General features: G+C 43.5%; 19 protein-coding genes. 11 read left to right on the top strand and 8 right to left on the bottom strand.

Features of this window, described 5'->3' with window-relative positions; translation table 11 throughout:
• Nucleotides 1-9 precede the first annotated feature (9 nt).
• From L1286_RS08615 to L1286_RS08605, 3 genes are all read left to right on the top strand, one after another.
• Nucleotides 10-2,601 carry a M14 family zinc carboxypeptidase gene (locus tag L1286_RS08615; protein WP_235406486.1) on the top strand — a complete coding sequence of 864 codons (2,592 nt, stop codon included), beginning with the start codon at nt 10-12 and terminating at the stop codon, nt 2,599-2,601.
• A 627-nt stretch (nt 2,602-3,228) separates the two neighbouring features.
• Nucleotides 3,229-3,843: a trimeric intracellular cation channel family protein gene (locus L1286_RS08610; RefSeq protein WP_235406485.1), complete on the top strand. Its 615-nt coding sequence runs from the start codon at nt 3,229-3,231 to the stop codon at nt 3,841-3,843.
• Nucleotides 3,844-3,940: 97 nt separating this feature from the next.
• On the top strand, nt 3,941-5,452 hold the full coding sequence (locus L1286_RS08605; protein WP_235406484.1) for a YifB family Mg chelatase-like AAA ATPase: 1,512 nt from the start codon (nt 3,941-3,943) through the stop codon (nt 5,450-5,452).
• A 1-nt stretch (nt 5,453) separates the two neighbouring features.
• On the opposite strand, the gene L1286_RS08600 is transcribed toward L1286_RS08605, so the two are convergent.
• On the bottom strand, nt 5,454-6,158 hold the full coding sequence (locus L1286_RS08600; RefSeq protein WP_235406483.1) for a response regulator transcription factor: 705 nt from the start codon (nt 6,156-6,158) through the stop codon (nt 5,454-5,456).
• Nucleotides 6,159-6,371: 213 nt separating this feature from the next.
• Nucleotides 6,372-8,825 (bottom strand): alpha/beta hydrolase family protein, encoded by a 2,454-nt coding sequence (locus tag L1286_RS08595; RefSeq protein ID WP_235406482.1) that lies wholly within the window; start codon nt 8,823-8,825, stop codon nt 6,372-6,374.
• 126 nt (nt 8,826-8,951) lie between these two features.
• On the opposite strand from L1286_RS08595, the gene L1286_RS08590 reads away from it, so the two are divergent.
• On the top strand, nt 8,952-10,058 hold the full coding sequence (locus L1286_RS08590) for a CNNM domain-containing protein (protein WP_235406481.1): 1,107 nt from the start codon (nt 8,952-8,954) through the stop codon (nt 10,056-10,058).
• A 49-nt stretch (nt 10,059-10,107) separates the two neighbouring features.
• Here L1286_RS08590 and L1286_RS08585 read toward each other — a convergent pair whose 3' ends face one another.
• Nucleotides 10,108-11,316, bottom strand: a complete 1,209-nt coding sequence (locus L1286_RS08585; protein ID WP_235406480.1) for an EAL domain-containing response regulator — start codon at nt 11,314-11,316, stop codon at nt 10,108-10,110.
• A 236-nt stretch (nt 11,317-11,552) separates the two neighbouring features.
• On the opposite strand from L1286_RS08585, the gene L1286_RS08580 reads away from it, so the two are divergent.
• A complete protein-coding gene (locus L1286_RS08580; RefSeq protein ID WP_235406479.1) occupies nt 11,553-12,566 on the top strand; it encodes a site-2 protease family protein in 1,014 nt (337 codons plus the stop codon).
• Here L1286_RS08580 and L1286_RS08575 read toward each other — a convergent pair.
• Nucleotides 12,563-13,876: a short-chain fatty acid transporter gene (locus L1286_RS08575; protein WP_235406478.1), complete on the bottom strand. Its 1,314-nt coding sequence runs from the start codon at nt 13,874-13,876 to the stop codon at nt 12,563-12,565. The two genes, L1286_RS08580 and L1286_RS08575, sit on opposite strands and share 4 nt — an antisense overlap.
• Nucleotides 13,877-14,207: 331 nt before the next feature.
• On the opposite strand from L1286_RS08575, the gene L1286_RS08570 reads away from it, so the two are divergent.
• Both L1286_RS08570 and L1286_RS08565 read left to right on the top strand, forming a co-directional pair.
• On the top strand, nt 14,208-14,432 hold the full coding sequence (locus L1286_RS08570; RefSeq protein ID WP_235406544.1) for a hypothetical protein: 225 nt from the start codon (nt 14,208-14,210) through the stop codon (nt 14,430-14,432).
• Between the two features lie 192 nt (nt 14,433-14,624).
• Complete coding sequence (locus tag L1286_RS08565; RefSeq protein ID WP_235406477.1) at nt 14,625-15,884, top strand: hypothetical protein; 1,260 nt, start codon at nt 14,625-14,627, stop codon at nt 15,882-15,884.
• 77 nt (nt 15,885-15,961) lie between these two features.
• On the opposite strand, the gene L1286_RS08560 is transcribed toward L1286_RS08565, so the two are convergent.
• Nucleotides 15,962-16,867: an AEC family transporter gene (locus tag L1286_RS08560; RefSeq protein WP_235406476.1), complete on the bottom strand. Its 906-nt coding sequence runs from the start codon at nt 16,865-16,867 to the stop codon at nt 15,962-15,964.
• Between the two features lie 144 nt (nt 16,868-17,011).
• Here L1286_RS08560 and L1286_RS08555 point away from each other — a divergent pair, with 144 nt between their 5' ends.
• Nucleotides 17,012-17,392 (top strand): YacL family protein, encoded by a 381-nt coding sequence (locus L1286_RS08555; protein WP_235406475.1) that lies wholly within the window; start codon nt 17,012-17,014, stop codon nt 17,390-17,392.
• Here the strand turns inward: L1286_RS08555 and L1286_RS08550 are convergent.
• Nucleotides 17,389-18,105: a 2OG-Fe(II) oxygenase gene (locus L1286_RS08550; protein ID WP_063355581.1), complete on the bottom strand. Its 717-nt coding sequence runs from the start codon at nt 18,103-18,105 to the stop codon at nt 17,389-17,391. The two genes, L1286_RS08555 and L1286_RS08550, sit on opposite strands and share 4 nt — an antisense overlap.
• A 29-nt stretch (nt 18,106-18,134) precedes the next feature.
• Between L1286_RS08550 and L1286_RS08545 the strand changes: the two genes are divergently transcribed.
• A complete protein-coding gene (locus tag L1286_RS08545; protein WP_235406474.1) occupies nt 18,135-18,524 on the top strand; it encodes an acyl-CoA thioesterase in 390 nt (129 codons plus the stop codon).
• Nucleotides 18,525-18,558: 34 nt separating this feature from the next.
• Here the strand turns inward: L1286_RS08545 and L1286_RS08540 are convergent, their stop codons facing one another.
• Together L1286_RS08540 and uvrA are read right to left on the bottom strand one after the other, a co-directional pair.
• Nucleotides 18,559-19,611: a hypothetical protein gene (locus L1286_RS08540; protein ID WP_235406473.1), complete on the bottom strand. Its 1,053-nt coding sequence runs from the start codon at nt 19,609-19,611 to the stop codon at nt 18,559-18,561.
• A gap of 73 nt (nt 19,612-19,684) precedes the next feature.
• Nucleotides 19,685-22,504 carry an excinuclease ABC subunit UvrA gene (gene uvrA / locus L1286_RS08535; RefSeq protein ID WP_235406472.1) on the bottom strand — a complete coding sequence of 940 codons (2,820 nt, stop codon included), beginning with the start codon at nt 22,502-22,504 and terminating at the stop codon, nt 19,685-19,687.
• 379 nt (nt 22,505-22,883) lie between these two features.
• On the opposite strand from uvrA, the gene L1286_RS08530 reads away from it, so the two are divergent.
• Together L1286_RS08530 and L1286_RS08525 are read left to right on the top strand one after the other, a co-directional pair.
• Nucleotides 22,884-23,573, top strand: a complete 690-nt coding sequence (locus tag L1286_RS08530; protein WP_235406471.1) for a substrate-binding periplasmic protein — start codon at nt 22,884-22,886, stop codon at nt 23,571-23,573.
• A 50-nt stretch (nt 23,574-23,623) separates the two neighbouring features.
• A complete protein-coding gene (locus tag L1286_RS08525; protein ID WP_235406470.1) occupies nt 23,624-24,988 on the top strand; it encodes an MFS transporter in 1,365 nt (454 codons plus the stop codon).
• Nucleotides 24,989-25,060: the final 72 nt, after the last annotated feature.

Here is a 25,060-nt window from a genome sequence, read left to right as displayed (position 1 = left end):
CCAACCTAGATGAAAATTCAATACGCTTCTTACCAAGACACCATCGATGCGCTGCAATGCGCCATGAATGCACATCCACATTTAATACGCTTGCAAAGCATTGGAGAGACTTGGGAAGGGCGACCGATTATGTTGGTGACGGTGTCATTGGATGTTACCTATGCAGATGATAAGCCGGCACTTTTATATACAGGTTCGATCCATGCTCGAGAGTGGATTGGTAATGAGTTGGCACTCAAGTTTATTGAGTATGTAATTGATAATTATAGATTTAACCCTAAGTTACAGACCGCACTTACACGTAACACGCTGTATATGGTGCCCTGCTTAAATCCTGATGGGTTTGAGTATTCACGCAATCACTTTTCGTTTTGGCGTAAAAATCGTCGTAACAATGGCGATGGCACTTTTGGGGTCGATTTGAATCGTAATTTTGATGCAAAGTTTATGCGTAATCAAAATACAGGGTCCAATACCTACGGTGGCCCACATGCATTTTCTGAACCTGAAACGTGTGCTATCCGAGACTTTGTACAAAGTCATGACAATATTCGTATTGCGCTTGATTATCACTCTCAAGGTAATGTGTTTTTCCCTGCCCATAAGTTTAATCACGAAGTTGAAATTGAAGGTGCAGATCTGAATATCTTGTGCGCCAATATGAACCATGAAATTAAAAAAGTAACTGGTCGGCAGTATGGCATTCATCGTGGCAAGCCGCCAGCTCAGCTTATTCATGGCAGTGGCCGTGAGTACTATTATCGCAAGGGCATTATTGCAACAGTCGTTGAAGTCGGCACACGAAATATTCCTGACTACATGAAAAACATGTCAGAAAGTGTGGCTGAGAATATTCCTGCTGTGTTGCACGCATTGAGTGAAGCCATTAACTACTCACCACTTGCACCACAAAGAGTGGCTAATTTTACGATTAAGTCAGTGGATCATGAGGGGGTTGAATTGGAATGGGAGTATGCAGAAAGAGATGACATCTATTTTGAATTGTATCGAAGTGAAAATAATAAGAGTCCCTGCGGGGAAGAAAGTCTGATTGCGATTACGAAATCTTTGTCTTTTACAGATTCTCAATTGAATAGCGGGCAAAGCTATTTTTACAACATTCGCGCCGTAGACAAGGTGACCAAAATTAAGTCGCCATTTAGTCCAGAGTTGAGACTTAAAACCCATTTGGCGCGTCACCAAAGTGCGCGTACGCTGTTTCCTTCAAAGGAGGTGGTTGGCTATTTGTCTGAAAACTACTTAAGCAAAAATAAAGAGCATTTTGGTTATAACTCCATGTTCATTGGCGTTGATAAGAAACGCGGTGTGAGTATAGGCGTCGTGCAGTTTGACTTGAGTAGCTTGGAAAGTGGTGCTCAAATCGAACGGGCTGAATTCTTCTTGTATCCGATGAATCGCGTGGCCGCCAAGATAGAAAAATATGGAGAATGGTCCGTTGCTATCTTGGATGCGCAGAGCATTACTGATCTTTATGATTTTAAAGAAGTGAGTGAAGCGAAACCTTTGCACACCCTAGGACAGACTTTTGAGTCAGATAAAGTGACCCAAGGGATCTGGATGAAATGGTTATTTAATGGTGTGGAAAGAACGTTGCTTACAGAGCTGGTGGCAAAAAATTCGCTCTTACTACGACTGCAAGGGCCGAAAACTTTACCTCTTGGTAACGACTCGCAAGTGATGCAATTTGACATCGGATACGGCCCATTTGGTAGTGGTTTGCACTATCGGCCGAACTTGGAACTGGTATACCAAGTGCCTGAAAAGCTACTCACGCTGAGTCCAACACGATGCAATACCATTTTTAAAGAACATGTTGCTGAAAACCGATTGGCATCAGGTTTCGATGAGGCGGGAGAAATCGTATATGGTCAAATGGCATTTGCTCTGAATGCAGATTTACCCATTGAAAAAACGGTGTTTACACATGCATGCCTGACACTGCGCAGCTGCAATAGCATTGCCAGTGCCAAAGATGTGCGTTTTACCATTGAGTTGGTCGAGCTACAGGATGTCGACTTTCAAGCAGTAAAGCAAAGACAGAAAATAGAATATATTGGCTATGAGGTGAGCAATGAGCAGCTTAAAGAGCGTGCTGAACACCACTTTATTTTCGACAGTTACAGTTTACAAGCCTTAGAGCGGCTTCATCAGGCGCATTCACCATTTTACTTTATTATACGTGCGACTTCAGAATCGCAAGCGACAAACGCATTAGTCAATTGGACAGCTTGCCAGGATCAACACCCTGGGGAATTAAAAATTGGCTACATTAATCGTCGCAAACACCCATTAGATGCCCCTCAATCATTGGTGGCCCAAGTTGAAGGGGGGGTTGTGAAATTGACATGGCAAAATCCTGATGATGAAGATTTTGTAGGTTGTTTTGTGGTGCGTAACCGTTTTCATCCCCCGCGCTCTCCTTTTGATGGAGTCAAGTTGTATGGTGGTAAGGATGAATATACATTGGACAACTTTGGTAATCCGAACTTAGACAAATACTATGCGGTATTTAGCTATGATGATGTACCAAATTATTCTGACCCTACGGTGCTCTTTTACAATGGAAAAGCGCACACTTAATTTCGTTTTGTTTTTGTGGCGTGTTGGTTTTTTAGACTTTAATCACACGCCTAACAGAAACATAAAAAGTTCAAAATTAATTAATTCATCGTGCTCCCTAACCATGCCTGAAAAGTTGTAACTTATTAATTTAATGATTTTTTGTGTTTTTCTTTGTTTTTATCTGGTAAGAAAAATTCCCATGCTAATTGCTAAGTTTGGTGCCCGTTAGCAAATACATTTTCTTGCGGATGAGGTGCTATAACTGGTGGTTGTGTGGTTATAAAAGCTCATATTTTCTAATGTTGCTAACTGTATTGCTCTTCCCTACTTTTTATTGCATTGACCAGTTTTAGGGCGAATTGTATGGGAACGGGAGGGTGGCCAAACTGTCCGTATATGGGTAACCCATTTTATGTTCGATCTAGGCAATGGATTGCTGAGATAAGAGCGATACACAGGGATGCGTAGTATGTCGTGTGTTTTTCTCCAAGTAACCGTATACATGTATGCACGTAGTGGGAAGCAAGCTTGGACTGAAAGGCATGGATTAGACACAATTTATTGACAATAAAACAATGAATTAAGCTTGGTGAGAGCAGGGAAAGTCAGCTAACATCTATTTTTTACGAATGTTGAGTTATCTCTATGACAGAACTTTACCATTGGTTTGATTTGCTTGGTGTAATGGTTTTTGCCATTTCTGGCACATTGCTCGCACACCAAAAGCACATGGATGGGTTTGGGGTTGTGGTACTTGCGACGGTCACAGGTATTGGCGGGGGAACTATTCGTGATGTTATTTTAGACACGCCTGTATTTTGGCTACATGATAGCAGCTACTTTTTTGCAATATTTGCTGCGGTTGCAATGAGTATTTGGTGGCTCAATCGGCAAAAAACAGTTCCGATGCAAGTGTTATTAACGGCAGATGCATTTGGTTTGGCATTTTTTGCTGTGATGGGCATGCAAAAAGCGATGAGTATTGGCATGCCAGATACCACCGTTATTATTATGGGTGTGCTAACGGGTTGTTTTGGAGGTGTAATAAGAGATGTTTTGGCAGATGAAATACCGATACTCCTTAAAGGCGAACTGTATGCCATCACCTGTATTGTTGGTGGATTGGTATATACGCAGTTAACTCATCTCGGATTATCCTTGGAAGTGACCATGTTGAGCGCCATGATGAGTATTCTGATGTTTCGGTTAGCGGCCATACGATGGCGTCTGGTGCTGCATGTATTCAAATACAATGATTAACCGCCCTATGGCGGTGATGATTTGTCGCTACTAACTCGAATGTAATCCATGTACGGCAAACACGTTAAAATTGCCCAAAACTGAAAAGAGACAAGGAATGTCGTTAGCGAAAACGTATACACGCGCGCAAGTTGGTATTGATGCACCACTTGTAACCGTTGAGGTGCATCTAAGCAATGGATTGCCCGCCTTTAATATTGTTGGCTTGCCTGAAACCTCTGTAAAAGAATCCAAGGAGCGCGTACGTTGTGCGCTCAGCAATAGTCACTTTTTATTCCCAGACCAGCGTATTACCGTTAACTTAGCCCCTGCTGATTTGCCAAAACAAGGAGGGCGATATGATCTCGCCATTGCGATTGGCATATTGGTTGCCTCTGGTCAAATTCAACACACAGACATTCAGCAATACGAATTCTATGGTGAGTTAGCGCTTAACGGAGAAGTCAGAGAAATCACAGCTTTGGTGCCTGCATTAATCGCCGCCACCAAAGCACATCATAATTGCTTTATTCCCCAACCCAATGAAATGATGGCTCGGCTGGTTTCTAATAGTCGTCGTAAGGTTGTTACTTGCTTACGAGAAGTATGGGCTGATTTATGCGGACAGCAGGCATTGGCATGGGATAAAACTGATCCCCAGCCAGTCGATGTGGCATTGGCCATTAACATGGATATGAGCGAGGTTAAAGGGCAAGGAGCGGCGAAGCGTGTGCTAGAGATTGCCGCGACAGGGGGACACAATGTACTTTTTTTGGGCCCGCCAGGCACCGGTAAGTCGATGCTCGCACAGCGCATGCCAACCATTATGCCGGCGATGGAGCTACAACAAGCATTAGAGACGGCCTCAGTATATTCTATTATTGGCAAAGAGATTAACCCTAACAATTGGCGGCAAAGGCCTTTTCGGGCACCTCATCACACTTGTTCAGCTGTGGCGCTGGTAGGGGGATCGTCAAATCCAAAGCCTGGTGAAATTTCGTTGGCACATAATGGCATCTTATTTTTAGATGAGCTGCCCGAGTATGAACGTAAGGTTTTAGACTCTTTGCGAGAGCCTATGGAGACTGGTATGGTGAGTATTTCCCGTGCAGCACAACAAGTCGATTTTCCTGCTCGCTTCCAGTTGATAGCAGCATTGAACCCGAGTCCGACCGGTAGCCATACGGATAAACGCGCAACGCCTGAGCAAGTGCTTAAATACCTTGGTAAAGTATCAGGCCCTTTTATCGATCGTATTGATCTGCAAATTGAGTTGCCCAGACTCAGTACCACTGAGCTGCAATCCACTGTGCAGGAGGAAAGCAGTGATGAGATTCGACAGAGAGTCGAACAAGCGCGTAGTCAGGCGCTACAAAGACAAGGGAAGGTGAATGCGCAATTATCAAGCAAAGAGATTGATAGGTATTGCCAATTGTCTGAGCCCGTGGCAGCGTTTTTAGCGAAAGCAACTGAAAAACTGCATCTTTCACCGCGTTCGTACCATCGTGTGATAAAGGTCTCCAGAACGATTGCTGACTTATCACAGAAAGAGGAGATTACGTTGAGCGACTTGAAGGAGGCGCTGAGCTACCGCGCTTTTGAACGCCTACTCGCTCAGCTTACCACTTGAATTAGGTCGACAGCATATAGCCTTTACCACGCACAGTGACGATGCGCTTTTGATCTTTTTCATCACCGAGTTTTTTACGTAATCGACCAATGAGTACATCGACGGTGCGATCACTCGGACTCCAGTCTGGCTGTCCAATATCTTCGGATATTTTAGCACGTGAAGTTGCTTTGCCTGCGTTCGCAATTAAACAAATGAGTACTTTGTGCTCAGCCTCTGTTAGGCGTGCTTCGTCGCCATTTGGGTTGATCAGTGTACGATTGTCTGGATGCAACTTAAAGTCGGCATATTCGATGAACTCTTCAGATTCATCCTCTTCTTTAGAACCTGCGAGTCGCTTATACAGCGCACGCATACGCAACTCCAGCTCTAGCAGATCCACGGGTTTACACACATAGTCGTCAGCACCTTGTGCCAAGCCTGCAATTCTGTCTGCCTGAGAGTCACGACTAGACAGCATTATCACGCCAAGGTCGGTCAATGTGTTGAGCTCTTTTGCAAGCTGCAAACCGTCAGTCGCGGGTAACACGATATCGATGATAGCCATCACAAAAGGATTACCGGTTTGTGCTTGCTCCTGAACCTGCTCAAGTGTGCGAGCACCGGTATTATCTACGGTGATGTGGAATTCCGTTTGTGCAAAATGGCTTTCGACTCTTTTAGCCAATAACTCGTCGTCCTCGACTAATAATACGTTTATGCTCATGGTTTCGAAACTTTTTCAATAATTAATCTATATCTTAGCACCGAGAATTCTCGGCTGAGAACCATAAGTTATCTATTTTTATATAAAAACTCTAATGAAAATTGATAGTAAATTGTGTGGTTAATAACCACTTTTTAAAAATAATGAAATAGTTTTAGCTATTTATTATTTGTACATAAAAAAATAGCAGCACTTTAGTGCTGCTATCATTTCTTATTTACCGTACATATGTTGCCACCACTGTGGCTCATCTTTGAGGTGTTTATCGAAATAAGCCAGCATTGTGTCCCACCACTGGAATCGACGATCACGCGCAAAAATTTGGTGATCAGCGCCTTTATACTCAATCATTTCCACGTCTTGATTTAATAATTTTAACGCGGTGTACATGATGTGGCTTTCCCCAACAGGGACGTTGGTATCGGCGTCACCATGAATGAGTAAAAGCGGCGTTTTAACTTTGTCAGCGTTGAATACAGGGCTTTGCGCACTGTACAGTTTCGTATTGTTCCATGGGTAGCTATTTTTAGATGCTTCCGATGAATACAGGTAACCCCACCAGCCATGGCCCCAATAAGACGTTAAGTTTGAGATCCCGGCATGTGAAATAGATGCACTGAACATATCTGTTTTTGTGGCTAAAGTCATGGTCATGAAACCACCGTAAGATGCACCTAAGTTGCCTAATCGATTTTTATCAACAAACTGATATGAATCTAAAAAGGCTTTGGTCCCTTCGATAATATCGTCTGCAGCGCGATTTCCCCAATCATTAACGTGTTTTGCAGAAAACGCCTGACCAAAACCCGTCGCACCAGATGGTTGTAATACATAGACAACATACCCATTGGTCGCCCAGAAATTAAATGGGTATCGGCCAGTAAAGCCGCGTGATACAGGGGAGGTACCGCCATAGTAATAGATGAGTGCAGGGTGTTGTTTTGATTTGTCTAAGCCGTGCGGAATATAGACTCGGCCTTTGATCTCGGTGCCTGCTGAATTGGTAAAGTTAAACTCTTCCAAACTGGCAATTTCAGCATTTTTATATGCAATAGGTTGTGAGTCCCACAATGTTTTAGCACGATTGTTTTTAACGTTTAGCTGAATCAATTTTTGTGGTGCCGACGCGGTAGTACCGGTAGCAAATACAATCGGACTGCGCTTGTCTGCAATGCTATATCTATCTACGACATCAAGTTTGGTATTGAGCGCTTTAAACTTGCGCTTACTTTCGTCATAGAAGTACAGTTTTTTGCGATCTTCATCAGTCACTTTTAGCACTAAATCTCCGTTCTTTAGTACTTTGAATGAATCAATTGATGGGTCAAATTGTTTACTTAGGGCTTTAACTTGGGCACCCTCATTATTGACCCAATAAAGCTGTGTATCGTAGTTGTTTGCCAGCGTGCCTTCAGCAATGACACGACCTGCACCATTATTAAATTCAGCCCCTGCAGAGATATAAATACCATCGTTGCCGTAGCGCGCATCATTAAATGTACCGTATTGACCAATCACTTTCTGGCTGTTGCGCTTGATATCAAATTCAACGAGTTCTGTGACGCCATGATGAGGCGCTGCGTAGTTCTGAGGATAGCGCGTCGTTAGAATGCGTCCGTTGCCGCCATCAAAATCTTCTAGGCTGTGGCTTAAATCATGCTCTGTGACAGCTTGAATAAGGCCAGTGCTAATATCGATTAAAAATATCTGGCTTTTGTTACGTGCGTATGACCAGCGATCTTCAAGGCCTTTAAGATGCTTGACAATCTTATCGCCTTTAGGCGCTTGTTTCGTCCACGTAAAGATTAAGCTGTTATCGTCAAAGTATTTAAAGCCACTGGCACCAGCAAGCTCTTCTGCGACAACGGTTTCTTGTAGGGTTTTTATGTCTAGGGTTTTAAGTTGCTTATTTTGCACAAACACAAGTTGTTTTGCATCTTGGCGCCACTGTACAGCATTGGCATTCACACCGGGTAAGCGATAAACAATCTCCCCATCTTCATTGTGGATGGTGGTGTCTCTTAGCGCTTTGTTGCCTTGATTATCTTGATAGTGTTGGGTGGTTGCTACATAGTAGTTTGCGTCAGGCGATACTGAGAGCGCGCTGATAGTCGGTGCGTCAAATAATTGTTTTGCTGAAAGCGCTTTGGTTTCTTTGTTATTGAATGCCAAAATGTCATGCGCTTCTTTACCATTGAACGCTACCGCGACTTTTTTCCAATCACTGACTTGTTCGGCAACGATCAGCAATTGATGGTCGCCTGTAACTGCATTGAGTTTATAGTCTGAGCTGCCCTCAAGTGGCTGACCATTTAAGAATACGTGAGCTTTCTCTATACCATTTAGTTTTAAGGTGCCTTGTACAAACCGCGCAGCAGAGAACTCTATCTTGAGTGCTTGCAAACCGCCCATGGTTAATGCATTAACATCCGCTAAAGATTGCCATGTGATGTTTTGTCCAAACACGTCAAGCGACTTGGTATCGCGACTGAGTTTGCCAACGAGGTTACCCACAATTGCCGACTGGTGACCGGTGTGGTGAGGCTTAGTTTGGATATTTTGACCAATTGGGCCTATAAACTGGATGTTTGCCGGATCGATCGGCGCTGCGCTCAGTTGCGTAGCCATTGCGGAAAATAGTAAAGTTACCGCTGATTTAAATTTCATAGTGTGCGCCTATTGTAGGTAAAATATGCGTTAATATAACATATTAATAAAAATTAATAGGTGCTGTGCGATTAAGTGCTGTACAGCTAAGATATAAGTGAACGGTTATTACGTGAGGAGTAGACCTTGTTTTTGTTAATTAGCTACATGTTTTTAGCTATTGCGATTTCTTTTATATGTTCGGTAATGGAGGCTGTGCTGTTAAGTATCACTCCCAGCCATGTGGGAATGATGAAGCAACAGAACCCCACGCTGGCGTCGCGCGTACAAAAATTAAAAGACAATATTGATAAACCGCTTGCTGCGATTCTAACACTTAATACGGTCGCACACACAGCGGGTGCGGCTGGCGTAGGTGCACAAGCTGCCGTGGTATTTGGGGATGCAGCTGTGGGCCTTGCGTCTGCTGTGATGACGCTCTTGGTATTAGTTTTGTCTGAGATCATTCCTAAAACGTTAGGTGCAACCTATTGGCGTAACCTAACACCGAGTGTAAGTTTTGCCTTGGTATGGTTGGTGAGGGTATTAAAGCCGTTTGTTTGGATGTCAGATCAACTGACCAAGTTGATTGGTAAAAAAGGCGACGAATCGATTTATATTCGCCAAGAAATTGAAGCAATGGCTGAGATGGGATCGCAAGCGGGGGCTTTGAAAGAAGAAGAGTCGGCGACAATTCGTAGCTTATTGCAATTTAGACATGCCAAGCTAGAAAACTTGATGACGCCGCGTACTGTACTATTTAAAGTACACAAAGACATGACCGTGCATGACTACTTGGCTGAACATGGTTCAGTGTCATTTTCGCGCGTCTTGGTGTTTGACCAAAATAGCGATGATATCGTTGGCTTTGTCCATAAAAATGACATTATGCTCGCTTACCACCGTTTGGGAGAAGACTATAAAATCAGCAAGCTGATGAAACCCTTGTACACAGTGCCTGAAACATTGGCTGCGCCGACATTATTTCAAACTCTACTTGAAAAACGTATTCATATTGCATTGGTCATCGATGAATACGGCGATATTCAAGGGATTGTGACATTAGAAGATTTACTAGAATCATTGATGGGCATGGACATTGTTGATGAGCGTGAGCAAACCAGCGATATGCAGGCTGCGGCCAAACAAAAGTGGCAGCAGCGTGTTGATAATCATAGCCACTTAATAGTCACAGAAAATGAGCCTGAGGGAGCTGCAGATAGCAAGCTGCAAGTTAAAGATAAGGGGCAGTAAGTCGCTTGGGCAATGGACCCTGAGTTGGGTCCATTTTTATGTCATATTCTTAAGGGTTCGAATTTATCATTCTTTGCCAAGAATGGATCCAGCGAATAAATTCGTTTAGCGCTTTTGGCCTACTTATCAAATAGCCTTGCATTAATAAACTGAATTTATAGCGTTCTAAATACTGAAGTTCTTCGATTCGTTCAATGCCTTCAGCGACAATATCCAGCTGCTCATTCTGAGCAATATCAATCAGGCTATCCACGAGCACCTGTGAGAAACGATCTGACTCAATGTAGGTAATCAAAGAGCGGTCAATTTTGATTTCAGTAAATGGCAGGGTTTTGAGTTGCTGCAAATTAGTGAACCCCGTGCCGAAATCATCTAACGCGAGGTCAAATCCACGCAATCGCAGGCGGTTAATAGTTTCAAGTTGCAGGTTGGAAATGATGGGTTGGTTTTCTGTGATCTCAACGATGACTTCTTGCGGCTTTAAGCGATTAAGCTCTAAGATCAGTGCCAGTTTGTCAGGACAGCTTGTATCGTTTAACTGAATTGGAGAGAGGTTAAAGGCCAGTTTGAATGGGTAATTTAGCTCATTGCGAATACGTTGAAATTCATTTGCTGCCTTTTCAAATAATTGGAAGGTGAGCAAATTAACCAGATCTAAATCTTCTGCGACGCCGATAAAACGCTTGGGTAGCATAACTTGCCCTTCTTCTTTCGAGACAATTCTGGCTAGAACCTCGATACTTTTTATCTGTTTTGTTCCCCTGTGCACCTTTGGCTGATAGAAAGGCGTAATTTCATGATGGCTGATGGCTTCGAGTAGACGATCTTCGGTAATTGGCTGTTCGTAAGTATCCTCAACACCGACAAAGCTATCGAGTTTTTTCAATGTTCTTTCGACATCGATAAGTTGGACCGGTTTTGCGATATTGCCAATCAAATGCGTGTTGTGTTGTCGGGCTAAATTAGCCGCGAGATCAATAATCCGATTTTCCATTTCAGAAATGATGATGATGCCACCAGGGTAACGTAATTCACCCAAATGACGAATAAACTCCATGCCATCCATTTCTGGCATATTCAGGTCGGTAAAAATGGCGTCGAATTGATGAGGTGATTGGCGCATTTTTTCCAATGCTTTCACTGCGCTATTAACGACGGTGACATGTTCAACATCGAGCTCAGACAAAATTGCCTGCATTACGATTAAAATAGCTTGTGAATCATCAACGACCAGTATACGTCGGCTACGATCTTTCATAGTTTCCTGTCCCTAGGGCTAATTTCACAGTAAAAGTGTTCTTTGTTTGTATTCGCAAACAAGTTGCTTTGCTTACCTCCAGACTTATCACATTTTTATTTCAAAGTGGTCTTAAGAGGTTCTGTTTGCGCGACACACTAAGCGTAGTACATGTTGGCAATAATTCACTCATTGTCTCTTCAATCGCAACCCTGAATTTAGGATAATGGGTAAAATTTCACTAAATTGTAAGTGTCATGGTCAGAATTGAGTTGCCGATAGAAGGCATGATGATATCTGTGATGGTGAATCGTCACAACGTAGTACAAGTTTTTAAAGAGCAGCAATCAGTCCCGATAGATGAGCATGATGTACATCACTTTGTGGTCGATCTTGGACACCGTAAATTGCGATTGAACACCGAGCAACTGCCAGCAAATATATTGGCGGTAGCCATTGATAACGCACCATGGCAATGGGTTGAAGTACCCGATACCAATGAACAAAAAAAGGGTAACTGGCTTGGACTAGCGGCGCTCGGCTTTAAACTGTTTAAGAGTGCAAAAGTGGTTAAGGCGGCTTTGATTGGCGCTTCAGTGGCAGGTTATGCATGGTTATTTTCTTGGCAATTCGCATTAATGCTGGTGGTATGCTTAGTGGTACATGAATATGGTCATGTGAGGGCCATGAAATATTTTGGGCTTAAAACAAAAGGATTTTATTTAATCCCCTTTGTGGGTGGTCTGGCGATGAGTGAAGATAAGATGACCACGCGCTGGCAAGATGTCGTTATTTCCTTAATGGGACCAGCTTTCGGATTGTTTACCTCCGTGCTTGGCGTCGTGCTCTACTACATAACAGGTGCAGACATTTTCGCAGGGGTGGCGGTACTCAGTGCGCTATTAAATCTATTTAATTTATTACCTATTCTACCTTTGGATGGTGGGCATGTATTAAAAAGCATTAGCTTTTCCATGCGATCTTGGGTTGGTTTACTTGCTTGTTTGGGAGGGCTTGCTTTGGGTCTTTGGGTGAGTTATGCGTTTGGGCTTATGCTACTGGCTTTTTTCATCTTTATTGGCAGTATCGAAATTTTATTAGAGTGGCGCTCTCGCCATCAAACTCATTTACTGCCTCTTGACCGTTACGGCCAACTGGTCTCTGCTGCGTTATATGTCTTAGTCGCAGTCGGGCATATTGCTGTTATGTGGCACTTTGCAGACTCAGATAATGTTATCTTGAGCCTGCCTGTGAAGATCTTATCGAGCTAAACAAAACTCAATATAGCTGCAATGATGATGCCTGTGACAACCAGTTGAAGCAGGCAGAACCCCATAATATCACGTGCCTTGAGCCCGGCTATTGCCAATACGGGCAGCGCCCAAAATGGCTGAATTAAGTTTGTCCATGCATCCCCCCACGCGACAGCCATAGCAACACGTGCAATATCGGCTTCAAGTGCTTGCGCAGCTGGAATAACAATGGGCGCTTGCACAGCCCATTGGCCTCCTCCGGACGGCACGAAAATATTGACTAAACCAGCGCTTAAAAAGCTCCAAAAGGGAAGCGATTGTGCGCTACTGATGGAGACGAATCCTGCTGATATTTGTTCTGCCAATCCTGTTTTCACCATAATTGCCATAATGCCAGCATAAAACGGAAATTGGATGACAATGCCTGCGCCACCTTTAATCGCTTGCTGTAGGCTGTGCAGAATATTGGCGGCTGAACCGTGCAGTAAAAATGCTAAAAACATAAAGAGTGCAATGATGATATTGAGGTTAAGGCCCCCACCTTGTACCAAGAAGTAATGAGCTAAGTAGCCACAGCCTAAGCAACCGATGAGCCCACCGAGCAAGTAACTATGCTCCAGTTTTTCGGCGGGGGTGAGTGTGTTGTTTGAGGCGGATTTTGGCACGTCTTGTAGCTTTTCTTTGTCGACCAACACTTGCTCTTGTTTAGGCGGCAACATAGCACGGTTTAAGAGTGGTAAAATCACCAGCATGGCGGCTAACAAAATTAAATTAAAATAAGAAAAAATGGTATCACTGGTGGGTAAAATACCAATTTGATTTTGTGCAAAATGCCCACTTGATGCGATGGTGAGTGGCACTGAACCTGCCAAGCCACCGTGCCAAACAATGAATCCGGAGTAAGCACTCGCAACCAATACACGATAATCTACGGAAATATTTCTGGCCAATGCTTTGGCAAATAACGCTCCAACAACCAACCCAAAGCCCCAGTTTAACCAGCTTGCTAGCATCGAAATGATAGTTACCAAGAAAATTGCGTGTGCAGGTGTCTTAGCACAGGCCGCTAGGCGATTGAGTAATTTGCCACATAGCCGAGTGTTTGCGAGCATAAAGCCAGCAATGAGCACCAGTAACATTTGCATCGCAAAGGTGAGCAGATCCCATAACCCCTGTCCCCAAATTTGTACGGTTTCAATGGGGGTCGATGGCGTAAAAAGCACAGCCATTGCCATGACCAGCAACGTCAACAGGGTGACAAAGACAAAAGGGTCTGGCAGATAATGCTCAACGAGGCGACTCAAAGGCCTAGTTAATTTGTTTAACATGCTAAAATCCTGTTATTGTTATTTCGACTTGGCTTACTTGGCAAAGTTTACAACACGAACATCTGCAATGAAGTGTGTGTAATCTTACCCTTTAACCCAGTGAGTTATTTCCAGTAATATAACTAAGAAAAGCACTAAAAGTTAGTGTTTTAGACTAAAAATCGGCAATGCCCCTAATAAGCTTAACAATCAAGTTGTTGATATTATTGTTTTTTAATTTTGGCATACATTGTGTTTGCAGTAATAGGCATATTAATTGGGTAGGAAGTGCTACCACGCTGCTTACATTGGGATGTAGGCAGTGAGAGAAATACAACTAAGAGAGGTATCTATGGCAGGACAAGGTTCTGGTGGTAACGTAATCGCAGCGATATGTAGTGTATTTTTTCCGGGATTAGGGCAGTTGGTGCAAGGTCGTTTATTGGCTGCTATTATCTTTGCAATTATTACAGTGGGAGGATACGCGTTATGGTTTTTAGTCATTCCTCCTGTCATTGCTGCTGTTGCACATTTATGGGCAATTATTGATGCTGCTAAGTACTCTGCGCAAGATTGACAACGTCAAATTTAGCTAATGCATTACGATAGTTAGGTGGTATGGAAGCACATATCACCTAATTGAGTGCGTGTATTTCAGCTCTTTTTTCTTCAAAATTAACCGTCCTTATTTTTACAATAATTCACATTCGCACGTTGAGGTTGTATGTGTGTTGGAATAAGATGCCACCCTTTTGCTTAGGGCATCTCGATGAAATATGAATTCACTAAACGTTTAATTAAAACGAATAAACTACTTGTAGTTGCTGCTATGGCACTCTCTCTTAGTGCTTGTGGCTCTGGTGGTTCCGAAGATGCACCAAGCACGGCGGAAGTGCAAAATATCACTTATGAGGCTTTACCTACTTTGTTGTCTATAAATGAGGGAGAGGTTGTACGTTTATCTTTGAATACCAAAGGAGGCGGCGCTCATACTCTGAAGTTTAAGTGGACGGTGAAATATTTAAATCAAGACATTTCCTTTTCAGGCCAAGGTACTGATACGATCTCTTTCACAGCCCCAGATGTCGAGCAACAGGGGTCAATTGAAGTCAGAGTTGATTTGGAAGAGGGGCAGTCTCAAAAGACATTTGGCTTCCAGAATCAATATACCTTACTCAGTGTTAAAGATTTAGATATAACCGTGACACCGCCTATCTCCGATCTTGGTTTAGGTGAAGAGGTATCACACATAGATACTTCCGTATTGACCATCGGCAGTACGTGGATAGAAACACATAAAAGCAACTTTAGAGTTAATCAAGCAGATAACAGCTATAACAAAGTGGATGCGACACTCATTCGTTCTTTCATTGTCAACTCCGCGGATCAAAGTATGCAAACAGTGAATACCGAATATTGTGGGTTTGATGATTTAAATCGTATTGAGTTAAATGCCAGTGTTTTGTCGGCTGAATGTTCCAAGGGCGAAATAAGCACCCAATTATTCCAGCAAAATAATCGTTTTTCGATAGTGCAAAAGTGTGATGGTGATATCGTTGGCTTGAGTACATTTCAAAAGAAAAGTAGTGACAACGTGACGAGCTTTGGGTCTCTAAATCTGCGTTTTGAACACTACAGTGACATACAAACGCAAGAAGTGTGCGGGGTTGTCGCGACGGCGAATGTTAAAGCATATTCTGCGGATAATCGAGAAACAGCCAGTACAGATTCGACAGCTATTCGCCTTATCACACAACAAGCAGGTAATGACTTCGAGCTACAATTTGCTTTTAATGATTCACCAAATAGGTTGTTGGTTTCTCTGAACAGCTTTTTTGATGAAAACAACAAAGCAACAATGCGCTCGTTAGCCTACCCTGAGCTGAATGCATCATCAGATAGAGGGATGATGGAATTAGACTTGCAAAACACGATTTCGCACATCAAAAGTGAATTTAATTTCACCGTTCAAAAAACCACCGGCTCGGCAGAAAAAGTCGAAGGTGAGTTTGAGCTTATCTTAGAATAAGTAGCTTTAGGGCAGGCTTAAGAGGTTTCTTAGCCTGCCTGAGTCTCTTTCTAGTTTACAGCACCGATGATCTCGGCTCATATAAGCACATATAACCATGCGCTCATACTCAGTGGACTTAAAATGGTCGACATGACCACACTGGCTGCGAGTGTTGCCTGCGCACATTGCTGCTGTCGCGCTACTAAATAAGCATTTACCCCCAACGGCGATGCCGCCATCAGTGTTAACACGGCGGTGTGCATATCAGACAGTCCTAGCCAAGTTGCAAAAGCAAATATCATCATTGGCAATGCGATCAGCTTTGTCATACTCAATAGTAAAGCGCTTTTCCAAGCTTGGCGGATAGAATATTGCACGAGACTGACGCCCAGTACAAACAGCGCCCCTGCGATTGCGGGTTCGGCCAACCAATTTAACCCTGAAATGAAAAGCTTTGGTAAGTGAACATCAAGCGCATTAAATACTAATCCAGTTGAAATACTCAATACGATTGGGTTAATAAACAGTGGCTTGAGGATATCTAAAAAAGACCCTTGATTACTGCTAGAGAGTATAAAACTCAAAGCAAACAGCAATGCACTATGAAAGGTAATTATCATAAATACCAGAGAGCCAGCTTCGGCCCCCAGTGCGGCAATGATCACGGGTAAGCCAACGAGTACAGTATTTGAGTAAGTACCACTCAGTCCCCACATGGCGGCTTCAGCTTTATTATGCTTGTTTACTAACCACTTGGCGCTAAATACGACTAAGTAACATAGCACCAAGGGCGTATAAAATGCGATGAGTAACTGAGATGAAGCAACTTTATCGAGATTCGCTTGGTACATATTGAGAAACAAGAAAACGGGTATGGCGATGTAAAAAACAAATCGACGAAGCCCTTCAAGTTGACTAGCTGCAATAAACCCTGTTTTGCCGCAGATATAACCAGTCAGCACGAGGAATATAAGCGGGAATAAAATGTCGATTGGCGTCATGGGTTTACTTTTTTGAGAGTGAAGTGTGCATTATACGAATTAGAAAAATATTTGCATCGTTGACGACTTGTGAAATATGACAGTGCACTTTGGTCGTGAGATTGAGGTATACTTAGCTATTGTCTGAAGTAATATATAAGTAGTATGGAATATCAGTTTATTCGAGATCCAATCGCGGGTTTTAAGGTACGTATGTCGCAAGAGCATGCATTGGTTGGGCGCTGGTTAAATGAAGAGTTGCCGTTAACTGCGGTTGCTGAATTTCTGGCAAAGATGCAACGTGTCAAACAGAGCACCAATGAACTGAGATTGGATGGCAAAGAAGTCAGATTAACCCTCACGAAAGAAGAAGCCGTTTTTGAGGCGCACTCCCTTTTCCAAAATGATGTCGACTTGTCTCGGTATGAAGATGATTTTTTAGAGCTCGATGAAGAGGGGCTAGTGGCTGGATGTGGCTTTGAAGATTTTGAGGCTCTGATGTACGACTGGCATGCATTTGTTCAGAGCCGAAGGTCGAAAGTTTAAGCTGTTGCGTGCTGAGGTGGTGCACCATAGAGCTGCTCAGCTCTTTGGAACAGTACCCAAGATGTTAGAATATACTTATCATTGGACAGTGGCATATTCCCCCGATGTGTATGCGTAAAATAGCTCGGGGCGATGACCATACTGCCTTTTTTCGGTGCTAGCTTTCTATTTTGATAGAAAAACTCAGTTTCTCCCCCTTCCTCCACATCATTGAGATAAAACATAAAGAGTAGTACGCGGTGCAATGCTTCATTGTGATGTAGTTGTGGGTAGACTTCACTGTGCCAATATGGGTATCCGCCCTTATTGACCGGGTACTTCTGAGCTTGGATGGGTCCAAGTCTAAAAAGTTGTTGCGTCAAAACTGGCAACTGAGGTTTGCCAACCTCCTCAAAGTTATCAACGGTTAAGTTAACGGGTTTACCTGTTGTAGGATGGTAGACGTTCAAGCCGAATGCCCCTAACATCATAAAAAAGTGTTCTTCCACGTACTGAAATAAGTGTTTGGAGGTTGCTTGCTCAATTTCGCGTAACTGTTGCTGGTATTCTGGGTGGTTATTGAGATACAAGTCTTGACTGATTTTCTTATTTAAATCAACACCACCAGAGGTTTGACCTTGAGCTAAATGTGGACTTTTATCAAAGGTTTGCATAAATTGGTCACAAAACTCTGCACTCAGTGCATTGTCGTATACGCGGATAAAATCAGTCATTTCATTCCTCTAAGGTTGTTAGAATTATTATGCTTGCAGAAAAAATCATGCCACGCTTTAGCGAAACAGATGTACTTGGCCACATAAACAATACCGTACTACCGGTATGGTTTGAAGCTGCCAGAGCACCTATTTTCAAAATTTTTACACCTGATTTAAATCCACATAACTGGAAATTGATTGTGGCAAAGGTCGAAGTGACCTTTAAAGGCGAACTTTTTTATGGTCAAGAAGTGGAAATTAAAACGGCAATTGAAAAAGTTGGAAATAGCTCTTTTGTGATTTTACAGCAAGCCTGGCAACACAATGAATGCTGTGCTGAAGGGCGCACAGTGATGGTGCGTTATGATTTCGCAGGCAAAACATCTCGTGCTTTAAGTCAGTCAGAGCGAGATGCACTAGAGGCGTATTTGCTATAACTTGAAGTGAGTACACATCAGTGTACTCACACCATCAATTGGTATGCTTGAATTGGTGCCCTAGGGCTGCTGAGATACATGGAATGACCTCATACAGGTAACTGGATGCGCTGTTATCGTCGTTGAGCTTAGTGATTTGTAATATTTCATAGTCATTTAGCTCTATGATGCGTGTCCCCGGTGCATGCTCACAGCGTGAGCGTGAGTCTGCTTCGTACTCATAGATGAAATGTCTTAAAATACGCTGTAGCTGTGCTTCGTATTGCACGGTGTTATCGCTGGTTATGGATATGTCTGCAGTCAATTCTTGAAGGTCTTTCTCACGCTCATTCAGTGCTTGCTGCAACTTTGCTTGTTCTGCTTCTGTTAATGTTGTGCCGTCTGGGTTGATGTGTTCACTCGATAAAAGCTTTTCATAGCTAGAGGGCGGCACGATGATCTCAAACCAGCCTTTCAGAAACTGGTTTACGCCACCAGATAAGCCGGTATGAGAAATAAGCGTTGCCACTTGCACCAAGATAAGCATACTAAAAACCAGACGCAATATACCGGTTGTGACGGGGTATTTGTAGTCAGTAGGCTGCCACATTCGGTGTAATCCAAATGGACGAAGCAGTACTAATACCAATAGGTATAAAGGTTGGGCGAGTTGCAATAGTACCAACAGCACAATGGTCGTGATAAAAAACCAAGTTGGTAAAGAAAGCAACACACTGAGGTTGTGACTATAAGGAAGCGGATCGGAGCTGACACCTGTTATATCATTGATCATACCTGATGCTTGCACCAGCGCATAATTCGCTATGAATGCATAAAAGAGCAAGATAACCGCTTTGCCTGGCAGACTCTCCCAAAACACTAAAAACTTGGGCCAAAATTCCAACAGCATGGCAATGAGTGCGATGATGGCGACGAAATGAAACCAAGTGTGGTTGTCTTCATTCGTAAATAGAATGACCGCAATACTGAGAAAAAACGCAGAAAAATAAAACCGTTGGGGTGTATTAAGTCTGTGCCAAAATCGTTCGAACGGGGCTGTGAGCTTGCTGGCTGTATCTTTAAACGTAACCAAGGCAGGTTGAGTCATTGTTGTTATAGTCCCTGATGTTTTAAATAGTGTGTGGCAGTAAATTCAGAGAAAAACTGCCACAGCTTACTAGTTATAACATAGGCTTAAGGTATCGACCAGTGTGGGACTCTGTATGGTCTGCGACTTCTTCTGGGGTACCAGAAATTAATATTTGTCCACCTCCAGAGCCGCCCTCTGGGCCCAGATCGACTATCCAATCCGCAGTTTTAATAACGTCTAAATTATGCTCGATAACCACAACAGTGTTTCCATGATCGCGTAAGCGGTGTAAAACAACTAAGAGTTGTTGAATATCATGGAAATGCAAACCAGTTGTTGGTTCGTCTAAGATATAGAGGGTTTTACCAGTATCCCGTTTAGATAGTTCTCTGGCTAATTTAACACGTTGTGCCTCACCACCCGATAAGGTTGTCGCGGCCTGACCTAAACGGATATATGACAAACCGACGTCCATGAGCGTTTGCAGTTTACGCTTGATCGCTGGAATTTTATCAAAAAACTCCCTAGCGTCTTCGACGGTCATCTCCAAGACTTCATGAATATTCTTACCTTTATAAAGAACTTCTAAGGTCTCTCTGTTGTAGCGTTTGCCATGACATACATCACATGGGACGTAAACATCCGGTAGAAAGTGCATTTCCACTTTTAAAACGCCATCACCCTGACAGGCTTCACAGCGACCACCTTTCACATTAAAACTGAATCGGCCCACTTTGTAGCCTCTTGAGCGGGCTTCTTGTGTACCTGCGAATAGCTCTCTAATGGCGGTAAAAATACCTGTGTAGGTTGCGGGGTTAGAACGCGGTGTTCTACCTATTGGACTTTGATCTATATCGATCACCTTATCAAAATGATCTAGGCCTTGAATGTCTTTGTGCGGTGCGGGTTCTGAGACTGTTGCGCCATTGAGTGCACGATGTGCCAGTTTATATAGAGTATCATTGATCAGGGTCGATTTACCCGAACCAGATACGCCCGTGACACAGGTCATCAAGCCAAATGGGATCTTTAAATCAACATTTTTTAGGTTGTTACCAGTCGCCCCAAATAGTTCAAGCCATTTGTCAGACGGTTGATGGCGTTCGGGTGGTACGATAATTTCTTTTGTGCCGCACAAATATTGTCCCGTCAAAGAGTCGGGATTCGCGATAATGTCTTCTCTGGTTCCCTCTGCGACAACGCTTCCGCCATGTACACCTGCGCCGGGACCAATATCAATAATATGATCTGCTGCGCGGATCGCGTCTTCGTCGTGCTCAACGACAATGACGGTGTTCCCTAAATCTCTCAGGTGGGTTAGGGTGCTCAGTAGCCTGTCATTGTCTCTTTGGTGCAAGCCGATTGAAGGCTCGTCTAAGACATACATAACACCAACTAAACCAGCACCTATTTGGCTTGCCAGTCTGATCCGCTGAGCTTCACCACCTGATAATGTGTCTGCACTGCGTTCCAAAGATAGGTAATTGAGGCCAACGTTGATTAAAAATGATAGGCGATCTCGGATCTCCTTCAGTATCTTTTCTGCGATCTGTGCTTTTTGCCCCGTTAAGGTTAAATCATGGAAAAACTGACTTGCTTCACCGATGCTCATCGTTGTCACTGCAGGCAAATTAGTTGTGCCAATAAATACGTGCCTTGCTTCTTCTCTTAATCTTGAGCCGTGGCAACTAGGACAAGCTTGACTGGTCTGGTATTTTGCCAACTCTTCACGTACAGAAGTTGATTCAGTTTCGTGATAGCGGCGATTCATGTTGTTTAATACCCCCTCAAACTCGTGGTTTCGGGTAATTAAATCGCCGCGATCGTTACGGTAATTGAATGCGATCTTCGTGTTTCCGGACCCTTCTAGCACCACTTTTTGAGCAGATTTAGGAAGTTCACCAAAAGGCACTTCTAGATCAAATCCATAGTGCTCGGCGACGGAGCTGAGCATCTGGAAATAATAGAAACTACGTTTATCCCATCCTTTGATTGCGCCACCAGCTAAACTGAGTTCGGGGTTTTGAACGACACGATTGGGATCGAAATACTGACGGACACCTAAACCATCACAACTTTGGCAGGCCCCTGCTGGGTTATTGAATGAAAACATTCGAGGTTCCAGCTCCGTCATCGCGTAGCCGCATGTTGGGCAGGCAAAGTTGGCGGAAAAGATCAGTTCTTCGGCATCCGGATCATCCATACTGGCGATTTGCGCAATACCATCCGCAAGCTCTAATGCGGTTTCAAATGACTCTGCTAATCGCTGCTGGAGGCCATCTTTTACTTTAAAGCGGTCGACAACGACCTCAATGGTGTGCTTTTTATGTAATTCAAGCGCCGGAGGATCGGATAAATCACAGACTTCCCCATCAATACGAGCGCGGATAAATCCCTGACTGGCAAGCTGTTCAAGCAGTTTAACATGTTCGCCTTTACGGTTTTTTACCACTGGGGCAAGCAACATCAGTTTGCTCCCTTCAGGCTGCGCTAATGCCGTGTCCACCATTTGACTGACGGTCTGAGCTTTCAACGGCAAATCATGGGTTGGACAGCGTGGTTCACCAACACGCGCAAATAACAATCGCAGATAATCATATATCTCGGTGATGGTGCCAACGGTCGAGCGGGGGTTGTGCGAGGTGGATTTTTGCTCAATTGAAATGGCTGGAGATAGACCCTCTATATGGTCGACATCTGGCTTTTCCATCAGAGATAAGAACTGCCTAGCGTAGGCAGACAAGGACTCTACATAGCGCCTCTGGCCCTCAGCGTATAAGGTATCGAATGCCAATGAAGATTTACCCGAGCCAGAAAGTCCGGTGATCACAATCAGCTTGTCTCTTGGAATTGTCAAAGAGATGTCTTTGAGGTTGTGCGTGCGCGCGCCTCTTACTTCTATTTTATCCATAGTGGCCTTTTTATGAATCTTGTGTGCTTGCAACAATTGCTCGGGTGTTTTTGCATCAGCTCTTGATGTGCTTGCCAATACTGCCCTGATTAAAAGTTTGAATGATACATTTTTTATAAAATAATTGATGCACAAACTAAGCTATGGGTAGCTGTATACTCATACAGTATACATCAAAGTTGCTGTTATTCTACCCTTGTTACGAGTCATATTATGAACTGGCTCACTTTCTGTCATCTTGGCGTGCACGGGTTTTAGAAGCACAAGTGACAAAATAATGTGACCAACTAGACTTACATCAATGATGGGTCGCTGAGCAGTTTATGTGCGCTTTTTGATTTTAAGTATTTTATTTCTATCTCCCGCTTGGGGCTGTGAGATGGTTGTACGGTTTGAAAACTATGCTGCGCAATCTCGGCTGGATGAAGAAACTGGCTGGCATGGCATGGATGTTGATTTTGCAAAGGCGCTACTGGATGAAGCAGGCTGCGAGTATAAGTTTGTGAGTATACCATGGGGCCGCTCTCTTAAGATGTTAGAAACGGGCGACATTGATCTTGTATTGAGTGTGACCAAAACACAGGAAAGACAAAATTACGCCTACTTTATCGGGCCGCAACGTATGGAAACGATAGTGTTTGCGATGAACGCACAGCGTCGATATACCGTTGATACAATGGAAGACCTCTTTTCACTGCCAGTACCTGTCGCCATTCAACAGGGAGCATTTTACGGGGCAAAATTCACGGATCGCTATCAGCAACTCAAAAAACATGAGACCCAGTTCATCTTTGTGCCAGATAACCAAACTAAATTGAGTTTACTCAAACATGGTCGCATCGCTGGCTTTTTAGAAGAGAAGTTTAATATTATATTTCAATCGGATAACCATCCCGATTTTATGACCATAGAGATCGCATCACTGGTCATTAATGAATCGCCGGTATATTTTGCCTTCAGTAAGCGACGCACTTCAATGGCCCGTCTTGAGCGATTGGAAGCGGCCTATCAAAATTTGCAAAAAACGGGTCAGTTTCAGAGGATATTAAAAAAATATCAGTTACAGTGAGTTTTTGTTAAACTAGCCGCGATTTTTTACTGTTTGACTTTACATGCTTTATGTCCAATCAATCTTTAAACCAAATTGAAAAACGTGCCGCGTTTTCTCTGGCCGGTGTATTTGCATTTAGGATGCTAGGCCTTTTCATGCTGATGCCAGTACTGGCAGTGTATGGCACGTCTTTAGAAGATGTCTCGCCGCTGTGGATAGGGTTGGCGATTGGCGCATACGGTCTGACACAAGCATTGCTACAGATCCCCATGGGGTGGTTATCAGACAAGTTTGGGCGAAAACCAATCATTATTTCTGGATTGCTCATCTTTGCGCTTGGTTCGGTGATTGCCGCTTTGGCTGAGTCAATCTACTGGGTGACCTTTGGCCGAGCATTGCAAGGCATGGGGGCGATCGCCAGTGCATTGCTCGCATTGGCTTCCGATTTAAGCCGTGATGAACAGCGCCCCAAAGTGATGGCTGTAATCGGTATGTGCATTGGGTTGAGTTTTGCTGTCGCTATGTTGCTGGGCCCTATGGTTGCGGCAGCCTTTGGCATTTCGGGCGTGTTTTGGTTAACGGCTGCACTGGCATTACTTGGCATTGCGATTGTGATGTTTGTGGTACCAAATGCTATTCATAAGGCCCCTAAAGGTGATACCGTCGCGTCCATTGCCGACATTAAAAATTTAATCAAGCACCCTCAGCTATTGCGATTGGATTTAGGCGTGCTAATGTTGCATTTGACTTTAACGACATTATTTGTCGTGCTACCTGCAAAGTTAATTGAAGAAGGGTTAGCTGCGCCAGACCATTGGCAAATTTATATTCCAGTGCTTATTCTGGCATTTGTATTAATGGCGCCGATGATGATCGTTGCGATTAAAAAGCAGAAAGAAAAACAGGTTTTCTTGGCTGCGATAGCTGCGCTGAGTGCGAGTGCCTTAATGCTTGTGTGGCTGTCTAATTCACTGATTGGTATTGCGGTTGCAATGACGATCTATTTTATTGCTTTTAACTTCTTAGAGGCAACGATGCCTGCGCTGGTTTCTCGAATATCACCAGCAACACAAAAAGGGTCTGCGATGGGCGTGTTTTCGTCTGGCCAGTTTTTTGGGGCGTTTTTAGGTGGAGTGTTAGGCGGCTATCTTGCACAAAACTACGAAGTGCATTCTGTATTTGCTGCGGCGGCAGGAATTGGGTTAATATGGCTGTTTATTGCATGGCGCATGCAAGTCCCTCCACGTAGTAAAGCGCTAAGCTTTGTAACGGAACTCAATAAATCTCAGCATGCACAAGCACTTGCTGATAAACTGGTGACATTACCAGGGGTGCTAGAGGCGACTGTAGTCAGTGAAGAAAATCGCGCTTATCTTAAAGTGGATGAAAGTAAATTTGATTTAAACCAAGCGAAACAAGTTTTATCGTCTTAGAGCTGTTTAAAAATAGTGTGTTCGTTCGTATTGGTACGAATTTAAATACTGTTAGGCAGCATGATAAAGCTT

The sequence above is a fragment of the Pseudoalteromonas sp. SMS1 genome (genome assembly GCF_021530565.1).
Taxonomy (GTDB): domain Bacteria; phylum Pseudomonadota; class Gammaproteobacteria; order Enterobacterales; family Alteromonadaceae; genus Pseudoalteromonas.
The sequence above is the reverse complement of the archived record's forward strand: the minus strand, read 5'-3'. Positions and strand labels throughout refer to the sequence as shown.